Raw genomic sequence first — 17,485 nt, 5'->3', positions numbered from 1 at the left:
AAATCGGGAGACTGCGTCGATTTTCGGACGTCGACTCCGATATGTAAAATATAATATATTGTTCCGAGTACTACTCTTTATACTATTGTTTCGGCCGGATGGGGTGGTCGTGACCGCGGTGGCAGCCACGACGGCCACGGAGTGTCAGCGAGGCGGTCTTCCGAGATACGAGCCAAGCGTCGTCAACTCGGCCTCGTCGACGCCGAAGGCCGTCACGTCGTTGGTCGCGACGGTGTTGTTCATCTCGAGCGAGCGTGCCTGATCCGGACCGAACGGGACGAACGGGATGGGATTCGCGAGCGCCAGTCCAATCTTCGCGAACGGCATCGGAATCGGGAGTACGGTGACGGACGTTCCCTCCGCATCGTACGCGAGTTCGGTCACGTCGGCCAGGGTGAGTACCTGCGGTCCGGCGACCTCGTAGATCTCGCCGAGATGCTCGTCCTCGAGGCCGTCGGCCAGTATCGGGACGAGGTCGCCGACCCAGATCGGCTGGAACCGGGTTCGTCCGCCGCCAGGTAGTCCCGTCACGTACGGCGTCGTCAGCGTCTTCGTAAAGCCGACGAACTCGTCGCCCTCGCCGAAGACGACCGACGGGCGGAAGATGGTCCACGCGAGATCGGAGTTTCTGAGGTACTCCTCGGCTTCTCCTTTCGTGCGGAGGAACTCGGTGTCGGCGTTCGGATCCGCATCGAGTGCGCTCATCTGGACGAACCGATCGGCGCCGCCACTCTCGGCCGCTCGAACGAGATTCTCCGTTCCCTGCAGGTGGACCTCCTCGTGGCTCGTTCCCGCAGGCGGCTGAAAGAGCGGCGACAGCGAGACGAGGTTGACGACCGCGTCGTGTTCCGCGACCACGTCGACGATCGAGTCGTAGGCGCTGACGTCGCCCATCGCGAGGTCGATCTCGGTCGGAAGATCTCCTCGGTCCGGATTTCTGGAGAGCGCCGTCACCTCGTGTCCTCGGTCGTTCAGTTCCGCACACAGGTTCGTTCCGATGAAGCCGGTGCCGCCGGCGACGAGGACTCTCATACACGTAATCCAATGCTCGAGCGATAAATAGGTACTCGACTCCACAGCGGAGGGTGGGCCCGACAGTTCGTTTCGATAGCCACAGTAATGTATCCCGCCCGATGAGGTGCCAGCATGCTCGTCACGCTCGAGGGGCTGGATGGCAGCGGGAAGACGACGGTGTGGGAAGGCCTGCAGGACCGGTATCCCGAGGCGACGTTTACGCGGGAGCCGACCGACGACTCCTGGTACGGCGAGGCCGTCTACCGCTCGATCGCGGACGGCGACGCCGACCCGCTGGCGGAGCTGTTTCTCTACACCGCCGACCACGCCGCTCACCTCTCGCGAGTGGTCGAACCTGCCCTCGAGCGCGGCGACCTCGTGATCTCGGACCGGTACTCCGACTCTCGCTTTGCCTACCAGGGCGCGACGCTCGAGGCGTGGAGCGACGACGCCGGTGAGCGCGCACTCGAAGATCCCCTCGAGTACGTCGTCGATGTCCACGAACCGATCTCGATCGTACCGGAGCTGACGATCTACCTGGATCTCGATCCCGAGACGGCCGCCGAGAGAGCGGGGACGACGAACAAGTTCGAACGCGCCGAGTATCTCGCGTCCGTCCAGGAGAACTACGAACGACTACTCGAGCGCGAGCCGGATCGGTTCGTCCGGGTAGACGCGAACGACACACCTGAGGCCGTCCTCGAGGGCGTGGTGACTGCACTCGAGGGAGCACTCGAAACGAAGTAAATACTCGCCCGCAAGCAGCGTTAGCCCATCTCGATGTACGTCTTCGTGTCGGTCACGCCTTCGAGTCCCTGAATGCCCGAGGAGACCGCCTGAAGAACGTCGTAGATCTCGTCGGCGTCGACCTCGGCGATGATGTCGTAGTTGCCTGCGACGATATGGGCTGTGGAGACGGCCTCGATCTCCCTGATCGCATCGAGGAGTCCCTCGGACTTTCCGGCGGCCGTCTTCACCATGATGAACGCGTGAACCATCGGTCGCTGGTGTGGTACTCTCTGACACGACTAAAGCTTTTGCCCGAGAGACGTCGCCAGGTGTGTCACACTGGGGCAAACTTATTGACGGGGGGCGGCGTATCGCTTTCCATGCGGTTCGTGATTATCGGCGCTGGACGGGTTGGGCTGCGGACGGGACGCGTCCTGCGCGAGGAAGGCCACGAGGTAACGCTGATCGAACGCGACGAAGCGAAGATCAGACGTGCTCGTAATCAGGAGTTTCCCGTCGTCGACGGAGACGGATCTCGAGAGTCGGTTCTCGAGGACGCCGGTGTCGCGAACGCCGACGTGTTGGGTGCGCTGACGGCCGATCTGAACGTGAACTTCACCGCGTGTATGATCGCCAAACACTACGGCTGTCGGACGGTCATGCGCATCGACGAGGGGTATCGCGAGGAGATCTACCGCAAGTACGCAGACGAGGTCGACGAGGTGATCTATCCCGAGCGTCTCGGCGCTCTGGGCGCGAAAAACGCCCTGCTCGGCGGGACGATTCGCGCGGTCGCTGACGTCGCGCCGAACCTCCAGGTCGTCGAGGTGACCGTCAGCGACGCAGCGCCGGTCAACGGCTACACGATGGACGAACTGGAACTCCCCGCCAACGCGACCATCCTCGCGTTCGGCAAACGAGAGGCCGACCTCGAGATTCCCTCCGCCGACGAGTCGCTCGAGGACGGTGACAGAATCGTCGTGCTAGCGGATTTCGACGTGTTGAGCGACGTCAGACAGCTGCTCGTCGGCGAGAGTCCGGAGCGTGCAACGGTCAACGCGGGAACCGGAGGTGTCAACTGATGGTCACAGCATTCGTCATGATCAAAGCGAACACGGGCGAGGCGGATCGACTACGGGAGGATATCGAAGCGATCGACGGCGTCCAGTCGGCACACATCGTCGCCGGCGATGTCGATATCATCGCGAAAGCGCGGGTGGGAACCCCCGCGGAGGTAAAGGACATCGCGGCGACTCAGATCCAGGGAGTCGACGGCATCGAAGACACCCAGACGTACATCGCGATGGACTAAGAACGAACTTTTACTCTGTAGGTGCGCCGAAGGCGCACCCTCGGTAAAATCTCGAGAGAGCAAGCTCTCTCAGACCTCGCGGAATCGAAGATTCCGCTTAGCTTCGATGAAAAGCACTCCTCTCTCCGTTCGTTCCTTCCAGTCCTCACATCGGTCGTCGGCGCGTTGCGCCGACTGCTCGAGGGGCCGGGTCCCTCACAGCTCGAAAGAGCGTGCTCTTCCGTAGAGTCGTGCGTCGCGAGCACTGCGAGCGGCGCACTCCCGGCCAGAAACTCCGTTCTCGTAATTCGTCCGACGAGCTACATCGGCATCCCGCCGCTGCCGCCGTTGCCGTTCTCGGGGCTCCCTTCGGCCGCTTGCTGGCCGCGGCTCTGGGCGCTCTCGAGCAACGTCGCCGCCGCGCCCCGGTACTCGTAGCCGGGGATGATCCCCTGGGCGAACGTTCCCTCGACGTATTCGACGAGCGCCTTGGCGTCTTCGACGCCTTCGCGGGCGTTCCACGAGGTATACTCGAGGGTCACGCGAACGTCGTCGCCGTCGCGTTCGACGATCGGATCCTCGTGGTCACTCGTGTGGGCGACGGTGAAAGCGTCGGCGAGTCGTCGCTCGAGGGGGTCGAACCAGCCCTCTTCGACGACGGGCGCGACGGTTTCGTTCGCGACGGCGGCGTCGAGCGTGGGGAAGGTGACGACGACGGAAAAACGGGCGTCGCGTTCGTCATCAGTCGCCGTGGCGGTTACGTGAGCGTCGAAGACGGTCGTCTCGAGTTCGTAGCCGTCGTCGGACGGTGCGAACGCGTCGTGGTCCGTGAGTGCGCGTTCGACGGGCGTCGGAAGGGATGTCATCATCCGTCCAAACGGTCGTGACGAAAAAGGATGTTGCGTTGCGTGCCGACTCGAGAAGGGAATCGGCCGAGGGGACGGCGAGTACGGTTCCATTTCGGATCGTTTCGACGATCAGTGACTCGTTTCCACTGAAAACGCCCCGTATAACTACAACAGATATCGACGTTTTCCGTCGGCATGTCCATCGATAGATACGCCGCCGAACGTCGCCGCTTCGCACGCCTCCTCGGAACCGACGACGAACTCGGTTCCGGCCTTCCGATCGGGGACGTCTCGAGTCGAGATGGCGACGCGAAAAGCGACGGCGGGCGACATCTTTCCATACCATCCCGTGAGGATCCCGTTCTGCCTGACGCCGACCACGATCTCCGAGATTCGCAGTCGGGTTCACAACGTGGAACGTCCTACACCGGACAGAACCCGGACCGGAACTGATACCGATCGCTATGAGTCGGAACTGGGCGAACCGAAGTGCAAACCCCGCGCGAAGTATCCCGACTACGCCGGCAGGAGAACCGCGTCGTTACGAAACCTCTCGGCTCTCGAGGAACGAACTGATCGCCGTCGCGACCTCCTCGAAGTCCTTGACGGTGAGGCCGTCGGTCGTGACGAAGACGCCGTCGCTCTCGGAGGTGACCCGGATCAGAAAGCCGTTGTCGAAGACGCGGATCGTGTAGTTGTAGTCACCGAGTTCCGAGCCCTCGTAGGCGGTCTGGGCCGTTTTGAACCCGCGCCACTCGTGGCCGATAAACGTCGAGAGATCAGCATCGCGCTCTAGGTCCTCCCGGAGATAGACCTGCTCGTAGTCGTCTCGAGTGAAGTAGGTGACCGACCGGAGGCTGTCGCCGATAGCCGTCCGACAGGTCGTGACGATCTGCTCCGCTGCCGCTGACGTGAGTAGCCCAGTGGCCATATCGAAGTGGTCGAACCCCGGGACCTTAACGCCGGGGGCAGATGTCAGGTGTGTGAGAACGAGGGGACGACACCGGGGTGTCGGGCCAGCAATCCGCCTCAGTTGGCAGCGTCGATCGCCTGCTCGAGGTCGGCGATCACGTCGTCGACGTCCTCGATGCCGATGGAGATGCGAACGAGGTCGTCGGTGGTTCCACTCGCCAGTTTCTCCTCCTCGGTGAGCTGCTGGTGGGTCGTACTCGCGGGATGGATGATCAGCGACTTCGCGTCGCCGACGTTTGCCAGCAGACTGAACAGTTCGACCTCGTTACAGACCGTCTCGGCGGCGTCGTAGCCGCCCTCGAGGCCGAACGTAATCATGCCGCCGTAGCCGCCCTCGAGGTACTCGCTTGCTTCCTCGTGGGTCTCGTGGCTCTCGAGGCCGGGGTAGTTGACCCAGGCGACCTCGTCGTGGTCCTCGAGGTACTCCGCGACGGCCATCGCGTTCTCGCAGTGTTTCTCCATTCGCAGCGGCAGTGACTCGAGTTTCTGGAGGGTGACCCAGGCGTCGAACGGCGACTGCTGGTTGCCCAGATCACGCAGCCCGCGGGTTCGGGCGACGACGGAGAAGGCCATGTCGCCGAACGTTTCGTAGAAGTCGACACCGTGATAGGCCGGGTTCGGCTCGGTGATCTCGGGGTAGTCGCCGTCGGGCCAGGGGAACGAGCCGCCGTCGACGAGGATGCCGCCGACGGTCGAACCAGCGCCGTGGATCCACTTGGTCGTCGAGTTCCAGACCAGGTCCGCGCCGTGCTCGAGCGGGCGACAGAGATACGGCGTCGCGAACGTGTTGTCGACGAACAGCGGGACGTCGTGGTCGTGAGCGATGTCGGCAACGCGCTCGATATCCGGCGTCACCAGAGCAGGGTTGCCGATCGTCTCGAGGTGGACGAACGCGGTGTCGTCGTCGATGGCCTCGGCGTAGGCATCGTAGTCGAGCGTATCGACGAATTTGGTCTCGATACCCCGTTTCGCGACGGTGTGGGTGAGGTAGGTGTAGGTGCCGCCGTACAGCGACGACGAGGAGACGATGTTGTCGCCCACGTCGGCGAGGATGAAGGTTGCGAGGTCGAACGCCGCCATTCCCGACGAGGTCGCGAGGGCCCCGACCCCGCCCTCGAGGGTCGCGATGCGCTCTTCTAACATCGCGTTCGTCGGGTTCATGATCCGCGAGTAGATGTTGCCGAACTCCTCGAGTCCGAACAGAGCAGCCGCGTGATCGGTGTCATCGAACTCGTAGGAGGTCGTCTGGTACAGCGGCGGGGCGCGTGCGCCCGTCGTCGGGTCGGGCTCTTGTCCGGCGTGGATGCTGTCGGTTGCGAACTCGTGATCGGCTGGATCGTCACTCATGTTCGTGTTCCACTCACGGGAGGTAATAAAACGTTATCGCGAGATGCCGCGGAAGTTTTAACCGGCTGACAGGAGGTGTCTGCGGAGGACTAGTTCGGTAATTCCATGCATAACCTATCGAATCAGTTGACCAGTAGACGTCTACAGATAATTCAACTCGAACTCGAACGGTCGGAGTCGGTCGATTTCCGGCCGGCTACCGGTGGGAGTTCTCCGTCACGCGAAAGCGTTCGAGGTCCGGCATAGCCGACGATCACGAGAGCGACCACGAGGTAGGTTAGTTCCCTAATCGGTAGCGTCGCCACGAGTTCGGGTGTTTCACCGGTAACTGCGAGAAACGGCGGAAGATTGCCTGCTGCGTGTGCGATTATCACGACTAACAGCCCGCCACCTGTGCTGTTGTACAACCAAGCGAGAACGATCGCCCAGAGAATCGTCGTCAGATAGTAGCTGTGAAGCGTCGCTGGGTCGTACGCAGGCAGGTCGTACAAGAGGAACAGCGGGAGGTGCCAACTCGCCCAGAGGATACCGACGAGAACGGCGACGACTACTGCGCTGTGTGGTTCCTGGAGTCGGGGCTGAGCGAATCCACGCCACCCAAACTCTTCGAGTCCCCCAGCGAGAAAGAGCACGACGAGGAAATTCACGAGATACAGTACCAGTGGTGCTGTCGGCTCGAAGCCAATGGTAGCGCCGAACGCCAGCGCAACGAGTGTCTCACTGTCGGTGAGCAACAGCGGGATGGCGACCCCGATCGCGTACCAGTGGATACCGACACGGACGTGTTTGACCTGTCCGACGTACGACCGAACGTCTTCGTCGAGTAGCCACACGACGACACCGCCCGCGACGAGCGGACCCCAGGCACGAGGTACGCTGTGAAGTTCACTGGGTCCTTCGAAGGCGAGCAGTGCAATCGCGTCGATCGCCCACGTGTAACCGAAGGCGAACAAGACGAATGCAACGACGGGTGAACGTGCGACGGTCCGTTTCAGCCTACCGAGTGCTCGAGGGTGATCGTCAACGGATTCGACTTCCGTTGACCTGTCGATCGGCTGATCGCTCATACCTCAGCCATCGATATGTTTGCATAAAAAATTCGGTACTAGACCATCGGCTCGTCGCCGACGGCGGGATTCTCGAGTACGTACGCGAGGAGTCGATCGACGTAGGACTCGAGCGGGGGCACCTCGAGTCCGCTCCCCTCGAGTGCCTGTCGCGTCTTCGGACAGGCGTACCGCGTCGGATGGTCGAGGTAGTCGAGGGTCGCGGGCTCGAGGGGCAGCGACGACGAGAGCCGACTCGAGACCGTTCGTGCGATCGGTTTCGTCGTCGGCAGCGTGACGGTTCGGTGACCGGCCGCCTCGGCGAGAACGTCGACGAACCGCGGGACGGAAAGCGGCGCGGGATCGCAGAGCTGGTAGACCTCGCCGACGGTCTCCTCGCGGGCGCTGAGGGTGGCGATCGCGTCGACGACGTAGTCCCTGGGAACGACGTTGAGTTCGGCGTTGCTCGACTCCGGCAGCGTAACCGTCACCGAGAGCCACTCGGGTTGGGCCAGCAAGAGTCGGAGCAGGTAGTAGGGGCCGTCGTACTTGTCGGTCTCGCCAGTCCGGCTGTCGCCGACGACGATCGCGGGCCGGTAGATCGTTGCGGGCAGGCCGGCGTCCATCCGGTCCTGGACCGCGACCTCCGCGCGGTACTTGGTTTCCTCGTAGTGGTTGTTGAACGGCTGGCCCTCCTCGAGGTGGTCTTCGGTGAACACGCCGTCGTACCGGCCGCTGACGTAGCAGGTGCTGACGTAGTGGAACCGATCCACGTCGCGCTCGGCGGCGAACTCGAGGACGTGTTCGGTGCCCCGGACGTTGACTGCCTCCGCCAAGTCGCGGTCGACGGCGAGGTCGTAGACGGCCGCGAGGTGGTAGACCTCGCGAACCGCCGTGAACGACTCGTCACCCAGTCCGAGGTCGGGTTCGGTAATGTCACCCTCGTAGAGCCGAATCTCGTCGTCGTCGACTCCGTCGATTCCGTCGGTGAGCTCCCGCGCTCGCCGGCGTGCTGTCTCGAGGTACTGCGACTGGACCAGACAGGCGACCGGCCCGTCGCCGCGGGCGAGGATTCGCTCGAGCAGCGCGGAGCCGAGAAAGCCCGGGAAACCGGTGAAGAGAACCGCGGCGTCGCTCACGGCAGCCACCTCGCGAGTCGTCGCTGAATCGTCGTCAGTCCGAGCATGAAGCGGGCGAACCAGCGCGGCGGGACGCCCGGCGGCGCGTCAAGCGGGCCGATTCTCGAGGTCGCGATCGTCCGGGCGTCGACGTACCGCCGAAGTCCCTCGGGCCCGTGACGACGGCCGAGTCCCGAGTCGCCGACGCCACCCATCGGCGCGTCCGTCGCCGCCCAGCCGACGGTGTAGGGGTCGTTGACGCAGACGGTACCACACTCGATCTTGCGGGCGACCCCACGGCCGCGTTCGCGGTCGGTCGTCCAGACGCTGGCGTTCAGGCCGTACTCGGAGTCGTTCGCCCGCTCGAGTGCCTCGTCGATACCCGAGACCGGGTGGACGGAGACGACGGGACCGAACGTCTCCTCACAGGCGACCCGCGAGTCGGGGTCGACGTCAGTCAGGATCGTCGGCTCGTAACAGAACGGGCCGACGTCGGAACGGGCGCGGCCACCCGAGAGCAGCGATGCGCCGTCCGCGACCGCGCTCTCGACGTGTTCGCGGACGCCCTCGAGGTGATCGCCGTCGATCAGCGAGCCGACCTCGGGGCCGTAGTCGAACTCGAGACCGAGTTCGAGACGCCGTGTCGCGCCGACGAAGGCGTCCACGAACTCGTCGTACTGCCGGTCGTCGACGTAGATCCGTTCGGGGGCGAGACAGAGCTGTCCTGCGTTGGTGAACGCACCTTTGACCGCGCCGCGAGCGGCCGTCTCGGGGTCGGCGTCGTCGAGGACGACCATCGGGTTCTTCCCGCCGAGCTCGAGCGAGCAGTCGATCAGGTTCCGGCCAGCCCGTTCGGCGACCGTTCGACCCGTCTCGGTGCCGCCGGTAAAGGCGACGTAGTCGACCGCGTCGATCAGCGCGGGACCGACCGTTTCCCCCTCGCCGGTGACGATCTGGAACAGACCGTCCGGTAGGCCGGCCTCCGCCAGCAGGTCCGCGAGCGCCAGCGCGATAAACGGCGTGCGCTCGTCGGGTTTGCAGACGACGGCGTTGCCCGCGAGCAGGGCAGGGATCGCGTCGGTCATCGCGAGCGTCAGCGGGTAGTTCCACGGCGAGATCACGCCGACGACGCCGACGGGATCGTACGTGACCGTCGCGTCCGAGGCCAGCGGCACCGCACCCGACCGGTCCGCGTCCGCGAGTATCGAGGGGCCGTTCGCCGCGTAATACGAACACGTCAGCGGGACGTCGAGTATCTCCTCGAGGGCGTGCTGACGGGACTTCCCGGTCTCGAGTTGCACTACGTCGAGCAACTCCGCACGACGGTTCAGGACGAGATCACCGAACCGCTCGAGGATCGCCGCCCGCTCGTCGACCGTCGCCCGTTCCCAGTCGGCCTGGGCCGACCGAGCACGGTCGACCGCAGCCGCGACGTCGTCGGCCGTACAGGCCGGGATCGCGCCGATCGGTTCGTCGGTGACCGGTGTCCGAACCTCGAGCGAGGAGCTGTCACCGGACGTCTCGATGCGAGCCGCGAGCCCCTCGAGGCGCTCACTCTCGATGGTCGTCTCCTCGAGGATCCGCGAGCCACTCGTCCGTGCCATGTCTCGGTTTTCGGCTCGAGCGCACCTGTAGTTTTGGTTAGATGACGTTCCGACCGTCTCGCCGTTCGAGACGTCTCGGACGGTTTGTGGTGACTGATACGGATTGCTGTACCGGTTTACCGGTGAAACCACAGACGGCTCGTGGTTTCGCCGGTACCGATTTACAGCAGACCGTATGATTGCCGGTCGATCGCTCGCCGGTCTACCATCGACTGTGACGGACACACTGCAGTTCGTATCAATCGGTGCCGAACGAGCGCGACGAGCCGGGAGTGATACGGATTGCTGTCACGATGGACGGGCGCACCCGCGGGAGCTGGAGTCGTCCGCCGTGGTGAACGCGAATCGTGCGCCACCGTCGTCGCTCTCCTCGACGGAGATAGACCAGCCGTGGGCGTCGACGACCGTCGCGACGATCGACAGCCCCAGACCAGTTCCGTCACCGCCAGTGTACCCCTCCCGGAAGATTCGGTTACGCTGTTCGACCGGAATGCCGGGACCGTCGTCCTCGACGACGAACCCGTCTTCCGTTCCGACCACCGTGACGGTCACCCGAGCACCGGCGTGTTCGATGGCGTTTCGAAAGAGGTTCTCGAATGCCTGCTGGAGCCGCCCAGGGTCGCCGTCGACCGTTCCTAGCTCCCGCGTCACCAGTCGCGCATCCGCCGTGTCGACGGCGTTCCAGGCCCTCCGAGCGACGTCCTCGAGGTCGACGGGCTGGCGTTTTTCGAGGTTCTCGCCCTGTCGAGCGAGCGTCAGCAGGTCCTCGATCATCGTCTCCATGCGATCCGCGGCCATGGAGACGTCCTCGATGTGTTCCGGATCGCCCGTTTCCTCGATGAGTTCGATGTACCCCGAGAGAACGTTGAGCGGATTCCGAAGGTCGTGACTGACGACCGAGACGAACCGCTCGAGTCGTTCGTTCTGTCTGGCGAGTTCCCGCCTGCGTCGTTCCCGGTCGAGCGTGTAGCCGACGAGTTCGCCGAACGTCTGTATCTGTTGGCGCAACAAACGGGGCCAGGGTCGTCTGGCCTCTTGTTCGACGACGAGGATACCGATCAGTTCCCAGTCGACGACGATCGGAACCGCGAGCAACGACTCGAGGGTTCGCTCCGCGAGATATCGGTGACTGTCGGCGTCGGCTGCGACAGTGTCGTTACGGTCGGCTGACGTTCCGAGGTCTCCGAGGAAGCCGTCGGGGACGTCGAACTCCAGGTCGTCGACCTCGGCGGGCACGGCGTAGGGATCGAACGACTTCGAGAGCGTGTCGAACCCAGGAAACGCCGAGGGCGAGATGGGGTCGGCTTCGGCCGACGACGTCGAGCGACGGTCCCAGACGTGAGTTGGATCGAGGACGTCGTCGGCGTACTCGAAGACCAGACACCGATCCGCGTCGAGCCGCTCGCCGACGAGTCGAAGCCCCCACTCGATTTCGATGTCGGTCTCGTCGGGTGCTGCGCCCATCAGCGATCGAGAAATGTCGAAGACGGTCTCCCTGATGTCCGAGATCGATCGGTGGTAGTATTCGTCGACGTACGTCCGGAGGCGCTCTACGTCGTGGTCGGAGATCCCTTCTTCGTCGGGTACGTCGACGAGTTCGGCGGTGTCGACCTCGAGTAACGCACGGAGCACGGCCGAGTCAGCAGACGGCGCGATGGCGACGACCGACACGTCGGTGGTCGAACCTCGGACGCCCTCGATGACGTCGATCGTTTCCTCGTCGGTCAGTTCGGGCCCGACGATGAGACAGTCGATCTCCTCGTCGAGTGCGTCGCGAGCGGCCGACGCCGAGTCGACGGTCCGAAGCTCGTAGATCGGCTCGAGTTCCTCGGAGACCCGCTCTCGGTCGGTCTCTCGTGTCCCGAGGTAGACGACGTGAAACCGCCGACGTGGACACCGCGTTTCGACGGATCCGCCCCCGTGTGACTCTCGCTGCGACTCGTAGTTCATATTACACCTCCGACCCGCCAAACTGACGGATTACATACCGTTCGCTCCGTCCACAACGCGTTCGTCTACCACAACGAGACGGACCGTCGACCGTCTCGGATGGTGGGCAGTCCGCTGGGAAACTGCGGGCGAAGCGAGCAGTGTTCGTGATAGTAAGAACGGCCAGCCAAATTACGATAAAGATAACGGCTATCTCGGCCGTCGAACTGGCGTCACGAGCGAGTTCGAAACCACAATTCGGACGGCTCCCAGAAGGAGGCGACATAGCAGCGCAAATCGACCAGTCTCGTCCCGGTCCGTCTTGGCCGACCACCGGCTACCGTTCGGCCGCCTGCGGCGGCTCCGACGACTCCGACGACTCCGACGGCGATCCGATCGGTTCGGCCACGGTTGGCAGACGAACGGTGACGGTCGTCCCGCCGTCGGTCTCGAACGACAGGCCACCGCCCAGCATCCGCACACACCACGTAACGAGCCACAGTCCGAGTCCACTCCCGTGCTCGAGGGGAGTTTCCTCGCCTCGCTCGAGGACGGAGAGTTCGTGCTCGGGAATACCCGGACCGTCGTCGCTGACCGAGACGGCGGCCGTTCGACCATTGACGAGTCCCTCGAAGGAGACGGTGACGACCGGAGTCTCGCTGTCCGCGTGTTCGATGCCGTTCTCGACGAGGTTTTCGAACAGTTGGACGAACAGTTCTCGCTGTGTCCACAGAACGAGATCCGCCGGGACGTCGACCTCGACGCGCCCTTCGGTCACCGCTTCGACATCCGTCGCGATCTCTGAAAGTGCCTCCTCGACGACGACCGTCGATGGGGACTCCTCCATCGAGTCGAGTGCCTGTTCGAACGCCCACGCCTTCTCCGCCATGTCGACGACATCCGCGACGTTCGCTCGGGTTCGCTCGAGCGTTTCGTGTAATCCCTCGTCGCTCGTCCGGTCGGCCGCGATGTCGAGATATCCCTCGACGACGTTCAGGTCGTTTCGAAGGTTGTGTCGAAGAATCCGGTTGAGGATCTCGAGACGCTGTTCCCGTCGGCGTTGGCTGGTAATGTCCTGGATGAGGATCGTGTAGCCGACCCGGTGGCGAGAGGAGTCGTGGAGCTCCGAGACCGACACCGCCAGTTCGCGAAACTCGCCGGGACTGTCGTCGGTGACGATCTGGTCGCCGGCGGTCAGTTCGACGTCGAGGTCGGTGGCGTTCTCGAGGCGTTCGCCCAGAACGGTCGGTGACGTCACGTCGAACGTCGCCTCCGCCGCCGGGTTCAGATCGACGATCCGGTGTCGGGTGTCCACGACGACGAACGGGCTCTCGAGTTCTTCGATTGCGGACTGTTCGGCCGCCCGGCGAGTCGAGGGGTTGAACGTGAACATGCGCCCGCCGACGAAGGCGTACGCGTCCAGCGCCGCGTGAGGGAGGAACATGATCGGTGCGAGGTTGAGTTGCGTCACGGGACCGAGTTCGAACAGCCAGACGAGGACGGCGATCCCGGGTGGGGCGGTGCTGATCGCGACCGCAATCGCTTCCGATCGATAGAGCGGGCCGTAGTTGACGATGGTATCGAACAGCAAGAGGACGCCGAGTGCGACGAACAGGACGCTACTGAGGATCGTCAGGTACGCCCAGACGCCGAACTCGTAGGAGACGGTTGCAGTACCGAACACCTGGTCGAGCTGGAACCCTGTCCAGACGAGGCCATGTATCGGATTGGTCACGAGGAGGAGCGTCGTCGCCGCGGGAACGAGCGTCAACGCGCCGAACCACGGGGTTCGGACGAACGCGCCACGACCGGTGTACTCGAGTGCGAAGCCGAGAAACGTCAGCCCGATCCACGCCATGGCGATCCAGGTCACCACCTCGAAGAGCCATCGGACCACCGGGTCGAAGACGAGCAACGACAATCCGTACGAGAAACACCACGACATCTGCACCCCGAGCGTCAGCAGAAACCAGTTTGCGCCCGGGTTGCCACGATGTTGCCAGAGATAGCCGAACAGCGCTGCCGTTCCGATCCCCGCGAGCACCGATCCGACCACGGGCCAGGGGAACGGTACCATACAGGTCAGACCTCTGATCACATGCTCTTTGGTGTTGTGGCCACTGGAATCTACGGCGCGTTCGTCCCGTTCCGGGGAACACTCGTGGGCGAAGGATCGTCAGTGTGCGCGACGAAACGAAGGCGTTTTGCTCACTCGAGCAACGGCTCGCCGGTCATTTCGGGCGGTCGATCGACGCCGATCAACTCGAGTAGCGTCGGCGCGAGATCGGCGAGCGTGCCGCCGTCACGAACCGTGTGGCTCCTCCCGTTGCCCACGGGTCGTTCCTCCCCGTTCGCGTTTTCGAGGTCGGTCCCCGACTTCGCTCCGGGGGCGAGATAGACGACCGGCACGTCGTTGTACGTGTGTGCGGTGTGAGGATCGTCCTCGGTCCCCATCTGGTCGGCGTTGCCGTGGTCCGCGGTGATGAGGACGTGTGCGCCCGCCGACTCGAGGGTCTCGACGAGCCGTCCCAGCTGGTCGTCGACGGCTTCGACGGCCTCGATCGCGGCCTCGTAGTCGCCGGTGTGGCCGACCATGTCTGGGTTGGCGTAGTTGAGGACGAGCACGTCCGGGTTCTCCGATTCGACGACGTCGATCGCGGTGTCGGTCACCTCCGGGGCGCTCATCTCGGGTTGCAAGTCGTAGGTCGGCACGTCCGGGCTCTCGACGATCTCGCGAATCTCGCCGTCGAACTCGACCTCCCGGCCGCCGTTCAAGAAGTAGGTGACGTGGGCGTACTTCTCGGACTCGGCGATCCGTAGCTGTGTCTTGCCCTCGTCGGCGAGTACCTCCCCCAGGACGTTCTCGGGCTGGGTCGGCGGGTACGCGATCGGGAGGTCGAACGTCTCGTCGTACTGGGTCAGCGTCACCACCTCGACCTCGGGTGGATTGGTCTCGAACTGGTCGGCCCAGTCTTCGGACCGAATGTCGGCGAGCATTCGGGTGAGTTGACGGGCGCGATCGGAACGGAAGTTGAACCAGACGACTGAATCACCGTCCTCGAGGGCCGGTGTGTCGGAAACGGTGGTCGGCTCGAGGAACTCGTCGGTCTCGCCGCGGTCGTAGGAGCCCTCGACCGCCTCGAGGGCCGACGCCGCCTCGTACTCGGCTTCCCGGTTTACCATCGCGTCGTAGGCGCGTTTCGTCCGCTCCCAGTTCTGGTCGCGGTCCATCGCGTAGTACCGCCCCGAGACGGTGGCGACGTGGCCGGTCCCGTGTTCGGCGACGACGTCCTCGAGCGTCTCGAGGTACTCCCGGCCGCCCGTCGGCGAGGTGTCCCGACCGTCGGTGATCGCGTGGGTGACCGCCTCGACGCCCCGATCACCGGCGAGTTCGATCAGCGCGTGGAGGTGCTCGTGATCGGAGTGAACGCCGCCGTCGCTGACGAGGCCGAGAAAGTGGACGCGCCCGTCGGTTTCACGCGCGGCGTCGAAAGCCGCGTTGATCGCGTCGTTCTCGCGAAACGAGCCGTCGGCGATCGAGTCCGAGATGCGGGTGTACTCCTGGTAGACGACCCGCCCGGAACCGATATTGAGGTGTCCGACCTCGCTGTTTCCCATCTGTCCTTTGGGGAGTCCGACGCGGCGGCCGGCGACCTCGAGCCGGCCCGACGCGCCCGTCTCCGCGAGTCGATCGAAATTCGGCGTCTCGGCCGCCTCGACCGCGTTCCGGCCGTCGCCAGTGGCGAGTCCCCAGCCGTCGAGAACGATCAGCGCAGCGTCCATATCCGAGGGAATGCCCATCCTCGCGTAATTACCTATCGTTGTCGACTGTACGCAACGCGTCGCCCCCAGTCACAGCCATCTCGGAGTCGACGTCCGGATCGCGTGCCGGCGAAATGGCGCTGGATTTTTGCGGGTGCGCTGGGAGCGACCTGTATGACCCTCGATCCGGTCCACTTCGACGGCATCGCCCAACTGGCGCGACGGATCGACCACGGTGCCGACGAACGCGACCGCCGGGCGTTCGCCGAGACCGTCTGGGCGAAGTTTCTCGACCCACTTCGCTTGGACGGGCGGACCGTCCTCGAGCCGGTCGACGAGCAGTCACGGCGTGTCGTCGACTGCGAGGAGATCGCACTCTGTGAGCCCGAGTTCCCGACCGAACACGGTCTCGACGCGGGGACGATCAACCCGACGACGTTCAAAAACGGCCTCGTGATCGATATCGCCCAGGCGGCGATGAGTTCGACGCCCTCGGACCTCGAGTTACACCGGTCGCGAACGACGGTGATGACGGTCCACTCGAACGACGAGACGATGACGGTCGACGAGACGTGGGGGAAGTTCGACGAGGGATACAGCCGAAGCCGGGCGGTGAAAGTGCCACAACTCCCCCGCTTTGCGGAGGGCGTCGTCCACGCACTCGCGCTGTATCTCGCCGAGAGCAGACACGCCCTGGATCACGCCGAGGACGTCACGGATCTGCTCGTCCTCGACGGCCCGCTGTATCCTCGCGGATTGCTTCGCTGGACCGACCAGCATCCCGACCTGGCCGACCTGCTGCTCGAGGATCCGCGACCGACGACGGTGCTCGAAAACTACGTGCGCCTGGTCGAAGAGTTCGTCGACCGGGACGTGCCGCTCGTCGGGTTCGTCAAGAATCCCGCGACGCGGGTCGTCACGCGGACGCTGAAGTCCGACCGAAGCGTCGACGTCAGCGTTCCCTGGGCCGACGATACGGCGATGTTCACCCGCTTACTCGAACGCGGCGAGTACGTCGACGACGTCGACGGCGAACGCTGGGTGCGTGAGACGTCCACGCTCTCGTATACGAACTGGTTCCGGTCGCGTGGCGGCGTCGATCGCCCGCTCTCGATCGAGGGCGATGCACTCGGCGTCGACCGGCGACTCGAGCCGGCGGCCTACGAGGTCACGTTCTTCGTGGTCTACGATCCGCGGGACGACCTGGTCTACCGGATCGAAGCGCCGTACGCGTTCACTTGCGATCCCGAGGTGCGCGAGCGGTTGACGAGACAGGTGCTCCAGGACGTCGCCGTCGCCCACGGGCCGCCGACGATCGTCGCGAAGGCGGACGAACTCGCACGGATCGGCCGCTCGGAGAAACGGTCGCTCCGGGAGACCCTCGAGACGCAGTTCGATACGAGCCAGCGACGGAACTACGACGATCTCCGCTGGGATGTGTAGCGATCACCCGTAGTTTTCGGCCTCGATACTCCCGTTTTCGGTTTCGAATTCGACGTCTGTGGGATCGAGTCCGATCCGGGCGAACTGCGTTCGAATGTGTTCTTTGGCACACTCGAGGGCCTGCTCGCGGGTGTCGAACCCGCGGGGCATCGGGGATTCAAACGCGAGGTTGATCTCCCGACCGTCGACGACCTGAACTGTGCCGCCACTCGAGACCTCGTAGAACTCGTCGCAGACCCAGACGTACGCGGCGTCTTCGTCCGGTGCGCCACGGAACGAGGGTGCCTGCTCACCTCGTTCGTACAGTGTTCCGGTCAGGTCGGTTCCTCCCGCCAGACCGCGTACGATGAGCATGCGTCGTCCTACGATCTCTGAACGCAAA

The 17,485-nt window shown here is 64.0% G+C and carries 17 protein-coding genes; 5 read left to right on the top strand and 12 right to left on the bottom strand.

Features of this window, described 5'->3' with window-relative positions:
- Positions 1 to 144: 144 nt before the first annotated feature.
- Positions 145 to 1,032: a complex I NDUFA9 subunit family protein gene (locus tag FYC77_RS06290; RefSeq protein WP_149080649.1), complete on the bottom strand. Its 888-nt coding sequence runs from the start codon at positions 1,030 to 1,032 to the stop codon at positions 145 to 147.
- A gap of 114 nt (positions 1,033 to 1,146) precedes the next feature.
- On the opposite strand from FYC77_RS06290, the gene tmk reads away from it, so the two are divergent.
- Positions 1,147 to 1,761: a dTMP kinase gene (tmk, locus tag FYC77_RS06285; RefSeq protein ID WP_149080648.1), complete on the top strand. Its 615-nt coding sequence runs from the start codon at positions 1,147 to 1,149 to the stop codon at positions 1,759 to 1,761.
- 20 nt (positions 1,762 to 1,781) lie between these two features.
- On the opposite strand, the gene FYC77_RS06280 is transcribed toward tmk, so the two are convergent.
- Positions 1,782 to 2,012, bottom strand: a complete 231-nt coding sequence (locus FYC77_RS06280) for an Lrp/AsnC ligand binding domain-containing protein (protein ID WP_149080647.1) — start codon at positions 2,010 to 2,012, stop codon at positions 1,782 to 1,784.
- Positions 2,013 to 2,123: 111 nt separating this feature from the next.
- On the opposite strand from FYC77_RS06280, the gene FYC77_RS06275 reads away from it, so the two are divergent.
- Positions 2,124 to 2,825, top strand: a complete 702-nt coding sequence (locus tag FYC77_RS06275; protein WP_149080646.1) for a potassium channel family protein — start codon at positions 2,124 to 2,126, stop codon at positions 2,823 to 2,825.
- Positions 2,825 to 3,055: an Lrp/AsnC family transcriptional regulator gene (locus FYC77_RS06270; RefSeq protein ID WP_149080645.1), complete on the top strand. Its 231-nt coding sequence runs from the start codon at positions 2,825 to 2,827 to the stop codon at positions 3,053 to 3,055. The genes FYC77_RS06275 and FYC77_RS06270 overlap by 1 nt, the downstream gene beginning before the upstream one ends.
- Before the next feature lie 299 nt (positions 3,056 to 3,354).
- Here the strand turns inward: FYC77_RS06270 and FYC77_RS06265 are convergent, their stop codons facing one another.
- Positions 3,355 to 3,900, bottom strand: coding sequence for a DUF5813 family protein (locus FYC77_RS06265; RefSeq protein ID WP_149080644.1), 546 nt, complete (start codon positions 3,898 to 3,900; stop codon positions 3,355 to 3,357).
- A 177-nt stretch (positions 3,901 to 4,077) separates the two neighbouring features.
- Here FYC77_RS06265 and FYC77_RS06260 point away from each other — a divergent pair, with 177 nt between their 5' ends.
- A complete protein-coding gene (locus tag FYC77_RS06260; RefSeq protein ID WP_149080643.1) occupies positions 4,078 to 4,335 on the top strand; it encodes a hypothetical protein in 258 nt (85 codons plus the stop codon).
- Positions 4,336 to 4,423: 88 nt separating this feature from the next.
- Here FYC77_RS06260 and FYC77_RS06255 read toward each other — a convergent pair whose 3' ends face one another.
- The 8 genes from FYC77_RS06255 to gpmI all read right to left on the bottom strand — a co-directional run bounded on the left by FYC77_RS06255 (position 4,424) and on the right by gpmI (position 15,681).
- On the bottom strand, positions 4,424 to 4,813 hold the full coding sequence (locus tag FYC77_RS06255; protein WP_149080642.1) for a DUF7522 family protein: 390 nt from the start codon (positions 4,811 to 4,813) through the stop codon (positions 4,424 to 4,426).
- 98 nt (positions 4,814 to 4,911) lie between these two features.
- Positions 4,912 to 6,201, bottom strand: a complete 1,290-nt coding sequence (locus FYC77_RS06250) for an O-acetylhomoserine aminocarboxypropyltransferase/cysteine synthase family protein (RefSeq protein WP_149080641.1) — start codon at positions 6,199 to 6,201, stop codon at positions 4,912 to 4,914.
- Positions 6,202 to 6,353: 152 nt separating this feature from the next.
- Positions 6,354 to 7,268: a CPBP family intramembrane glutamic endopeptidase gene (locus FYC77_RS06245; RefSeq protein ID WP_149080640.1), complete on the bottom strand. Its 915-nt coding sequence runs from the start codon at positions 7,266 to 7,268 to the stop codon at positions 6,354 to 6,356.
- Positions 7,269 to 7,306: 38 nt separating this feature from the next.
- Positions 7,307 to 8,395, bottom strand: a complete 1,089-nt coding sequence (locus FYC77_RS06240) for an SDR family oxidoreductase (protein ID WP_149080639.1) — start codon at positions 8,393 to 8,395, stop codon at positions 7,307 to 7,309.
- Positions 8,383 to 9,969 (bottom strand): succinic semialdehyde dehydrogenase, encoded by a 1,587-nt coding sequence (locus FYC77_RS06235; RefSeq protein ID WP_149080638.1) that lies wholly within the window; start codon positions 9,967 to 9,969, stop codon positions 8,383 to 8,385. Before FYC77_RS06235 ends, FYC77_RS06240 begins: the two co-directional genes overlap by 13 nt.
- A 288-nt stretch (positions 9,970 to 10,257) precedes the next feature.
- On the bottom strand, positions 10,258 to 11,919 hold the full coding sequence (locus tag FYC77_RS06230) for a sensor histidine kinase (protein ID WP_149080637.1): 1,662 nt from the start codon (positions 11,917 to 11,919) through the stop codon (positions 10,258 to 10,260).
- A 316-nt stretch (positions 11,920 to 12,235) separates the two neighbouring features.
- Positions 12,236 to 13,975 carry a histidine kinase N-terminal 7TM domain-containing protein gene (locus FYC77_RS06225; RefSeq protein WP_149080636.1) on the bottom strand — a complete coding sequence of 580 codons (1,740 nt, stop codon included), beginning with the start codon at positions 13,973 to 13,975 and terminating at the stop codon, positions 12,236 to 12,238.
- 131 nt (positions 13,976 to 14,106) lie between these two features.
- Positions 14,107 to 15,681, bottom strand: a complete 1,575-nt coding sequence (gene gpmI / locus FYC77_RS06220; protein WP_149080635.1) for a 2,3-bisphosphoglycerate-independent phosphoglycerate mutase — start codon at positions 15,679 to 15,681, stop codon at positions 14,107 to 14,109.
- Between the two features lie 153 nt (positions 15,682 to 15,834).
- Between gpmI and FYC77_RS06215 the strand changes: the two genes are divergently transcribed.
- On the top strand, positions 15,835 to 17,103 hold the full coding sequence (locus FYC77_RS06215) for a DNA double-strand break repair nuclease NurA (RefSeq protein WP_149080634.1): 1,269 nt from the start codon (positions 15,835 to 15,837) through the stop codon (positions 17,101 to 17,103).
- Positions 17,104 to 17,106: 3 nt separating this feature from the next.
- On the opposite strand, the gene FYC77_RS06210 is transcribed toward FYC77_RS06215, so the two are convergent.
- Positions 17,107 to 17,457 (bottom strand): DUF7113 family protein, encoded by a 351-nt coding sequence (locus tag FYC77_RS06210; protein ID WP_149080633.1) that lies wholly within the window; start codon positions 17,455 to 17,457, stop codon positions 17,107 to 17,109.
- Positions 17,458 to 17,485 lie beyond the last annotated feature (28 nt).

Origin of the sequence: Natrialba swarupiae (assembly GCF_008245225.1) — an archaeon.
GTDB lineage: Archaea > Halobacteriota > Halobacteria > Halobacteriales > Natrialbaceae > Natrarchaeobius > Natrarchaeobius swarupiae.
The sequence above is the reverse complement of the archived record's forward strand: the minus strand, read 5'-3'. Positions and strand labels throughout refer to the sequence as shown.

Bases quoted from the DNA above. Each gene is read 5' to 3' on its own strand.
- FYC77_RS06290 (WP_149080649.1), bottom strand. From the start codon at position 1,032: ATGAGAGTCCTCGTCGCCGGCGGCACCGGCTTCATCGGAACGAACCTG.
- tmk (WP_149080648.1), top strand. From the start codon at position 1,147: ATGCTCGTCACGCTCGAGGGGCTGGATGGCAGCGGGAAGACGACGGTG.
- FYC77_RS06280 (WP_149080647.1), bottom strand. From the start codon at position 2,012: ATGGTTCACGCGTTCATCATGGTGAAGACGGCCGCCGGAAAGTCCGAG.
- FYC77_RS06275 (WP_149080646.1), top strand. From the start codon at position 2,124: ATGCGGTTCGTGATTATCGGCGCTGGACGGGTTGGGCTGCGGACGGGA.
- FYC77_RS06270 (WP_149080645.1), top strand. From the start codon at position 2,825: ATGGTCACAGCATTCGTCATGATCAAAGCGAACACGGGCGAGGCGGAT.
- FYC77_RS06265 (WP_149080644.1), bottom strand. From the start codon at position 3,900: ATGACATCCCTTCCGACGCCCGTCGAACGCGCACTCACGGACCACGAC.
- FYC77_RS06260 (WP_149080643.1), top strand. From the start codon at position 4,078: ATGTCCATCGATAGATACGCCGCCGAACGTCGCCGCTTCGCACGCCTC.
- FYC77_RS06255 (WP_149080642.1), bottom strand. From the start codon at position 4,813: ATGGCCACTGGGCTACTCACGTCAGCGGCAGCGGAGCAGATCGTCACG.
- FYC77_RS06250 (WP_149080641.1), bottom strand. From the start codon at position 6,201: ATGAGTGACGATCCAGCCGATCACGAGTTCGCAACCGACAGCATCCAC.
- FYC77_RS06245 (WP_149080640.1), bottom strand. From the start codon at position 7,268: ATGAGCGATCAGCCGATCGACAGGTCAACGGAAGTCGAATCCGTTGAC.
- FYC77_RS06235 (WP_149080638.1), bottom strand. From the start codon at position 9,969: ATGGCACGGACGAGTGGCTCGCGGATCCTCGAGGAGACGACCATCGAG.
- FYC77_RS06230 (WP_149080637.1), bottom strand. From the start codon at position 11,919: ATGAACTACGAGTCGCAGCGAGAGTCACACGGGGGCGGATCCGTCGAA.
- FYC77_RS06225 (WP_149080636.1), bottom strand. From the start codon at position 13,975: ATGGTACCGTTCCCCTGGCCCGTGGTCGGATCGGTGCTCGCGGGGATC.
- gpmI (WP_149080635.1), bottom strand. From the start codon at position 15,681: ATGGACGCTGCGCTGATCGTTCTCGACGGCTGGGGACTCGCCACTGGC.
- FYC77_RS06215 (WP_149080634.1), top strand. From the start codon at position 15,835: ATGACCCTCGATCCGGTCCACTTCGACGGCATCGCCCAACTGGCGCGA.
- FYC77_RS06210 (WP_149080633.1), bottom strand. From the start codon at position 17,457: ATGCTCATCGTACGCGGTCTGGCGGGAGGAACCGACCTGACCGGAACA.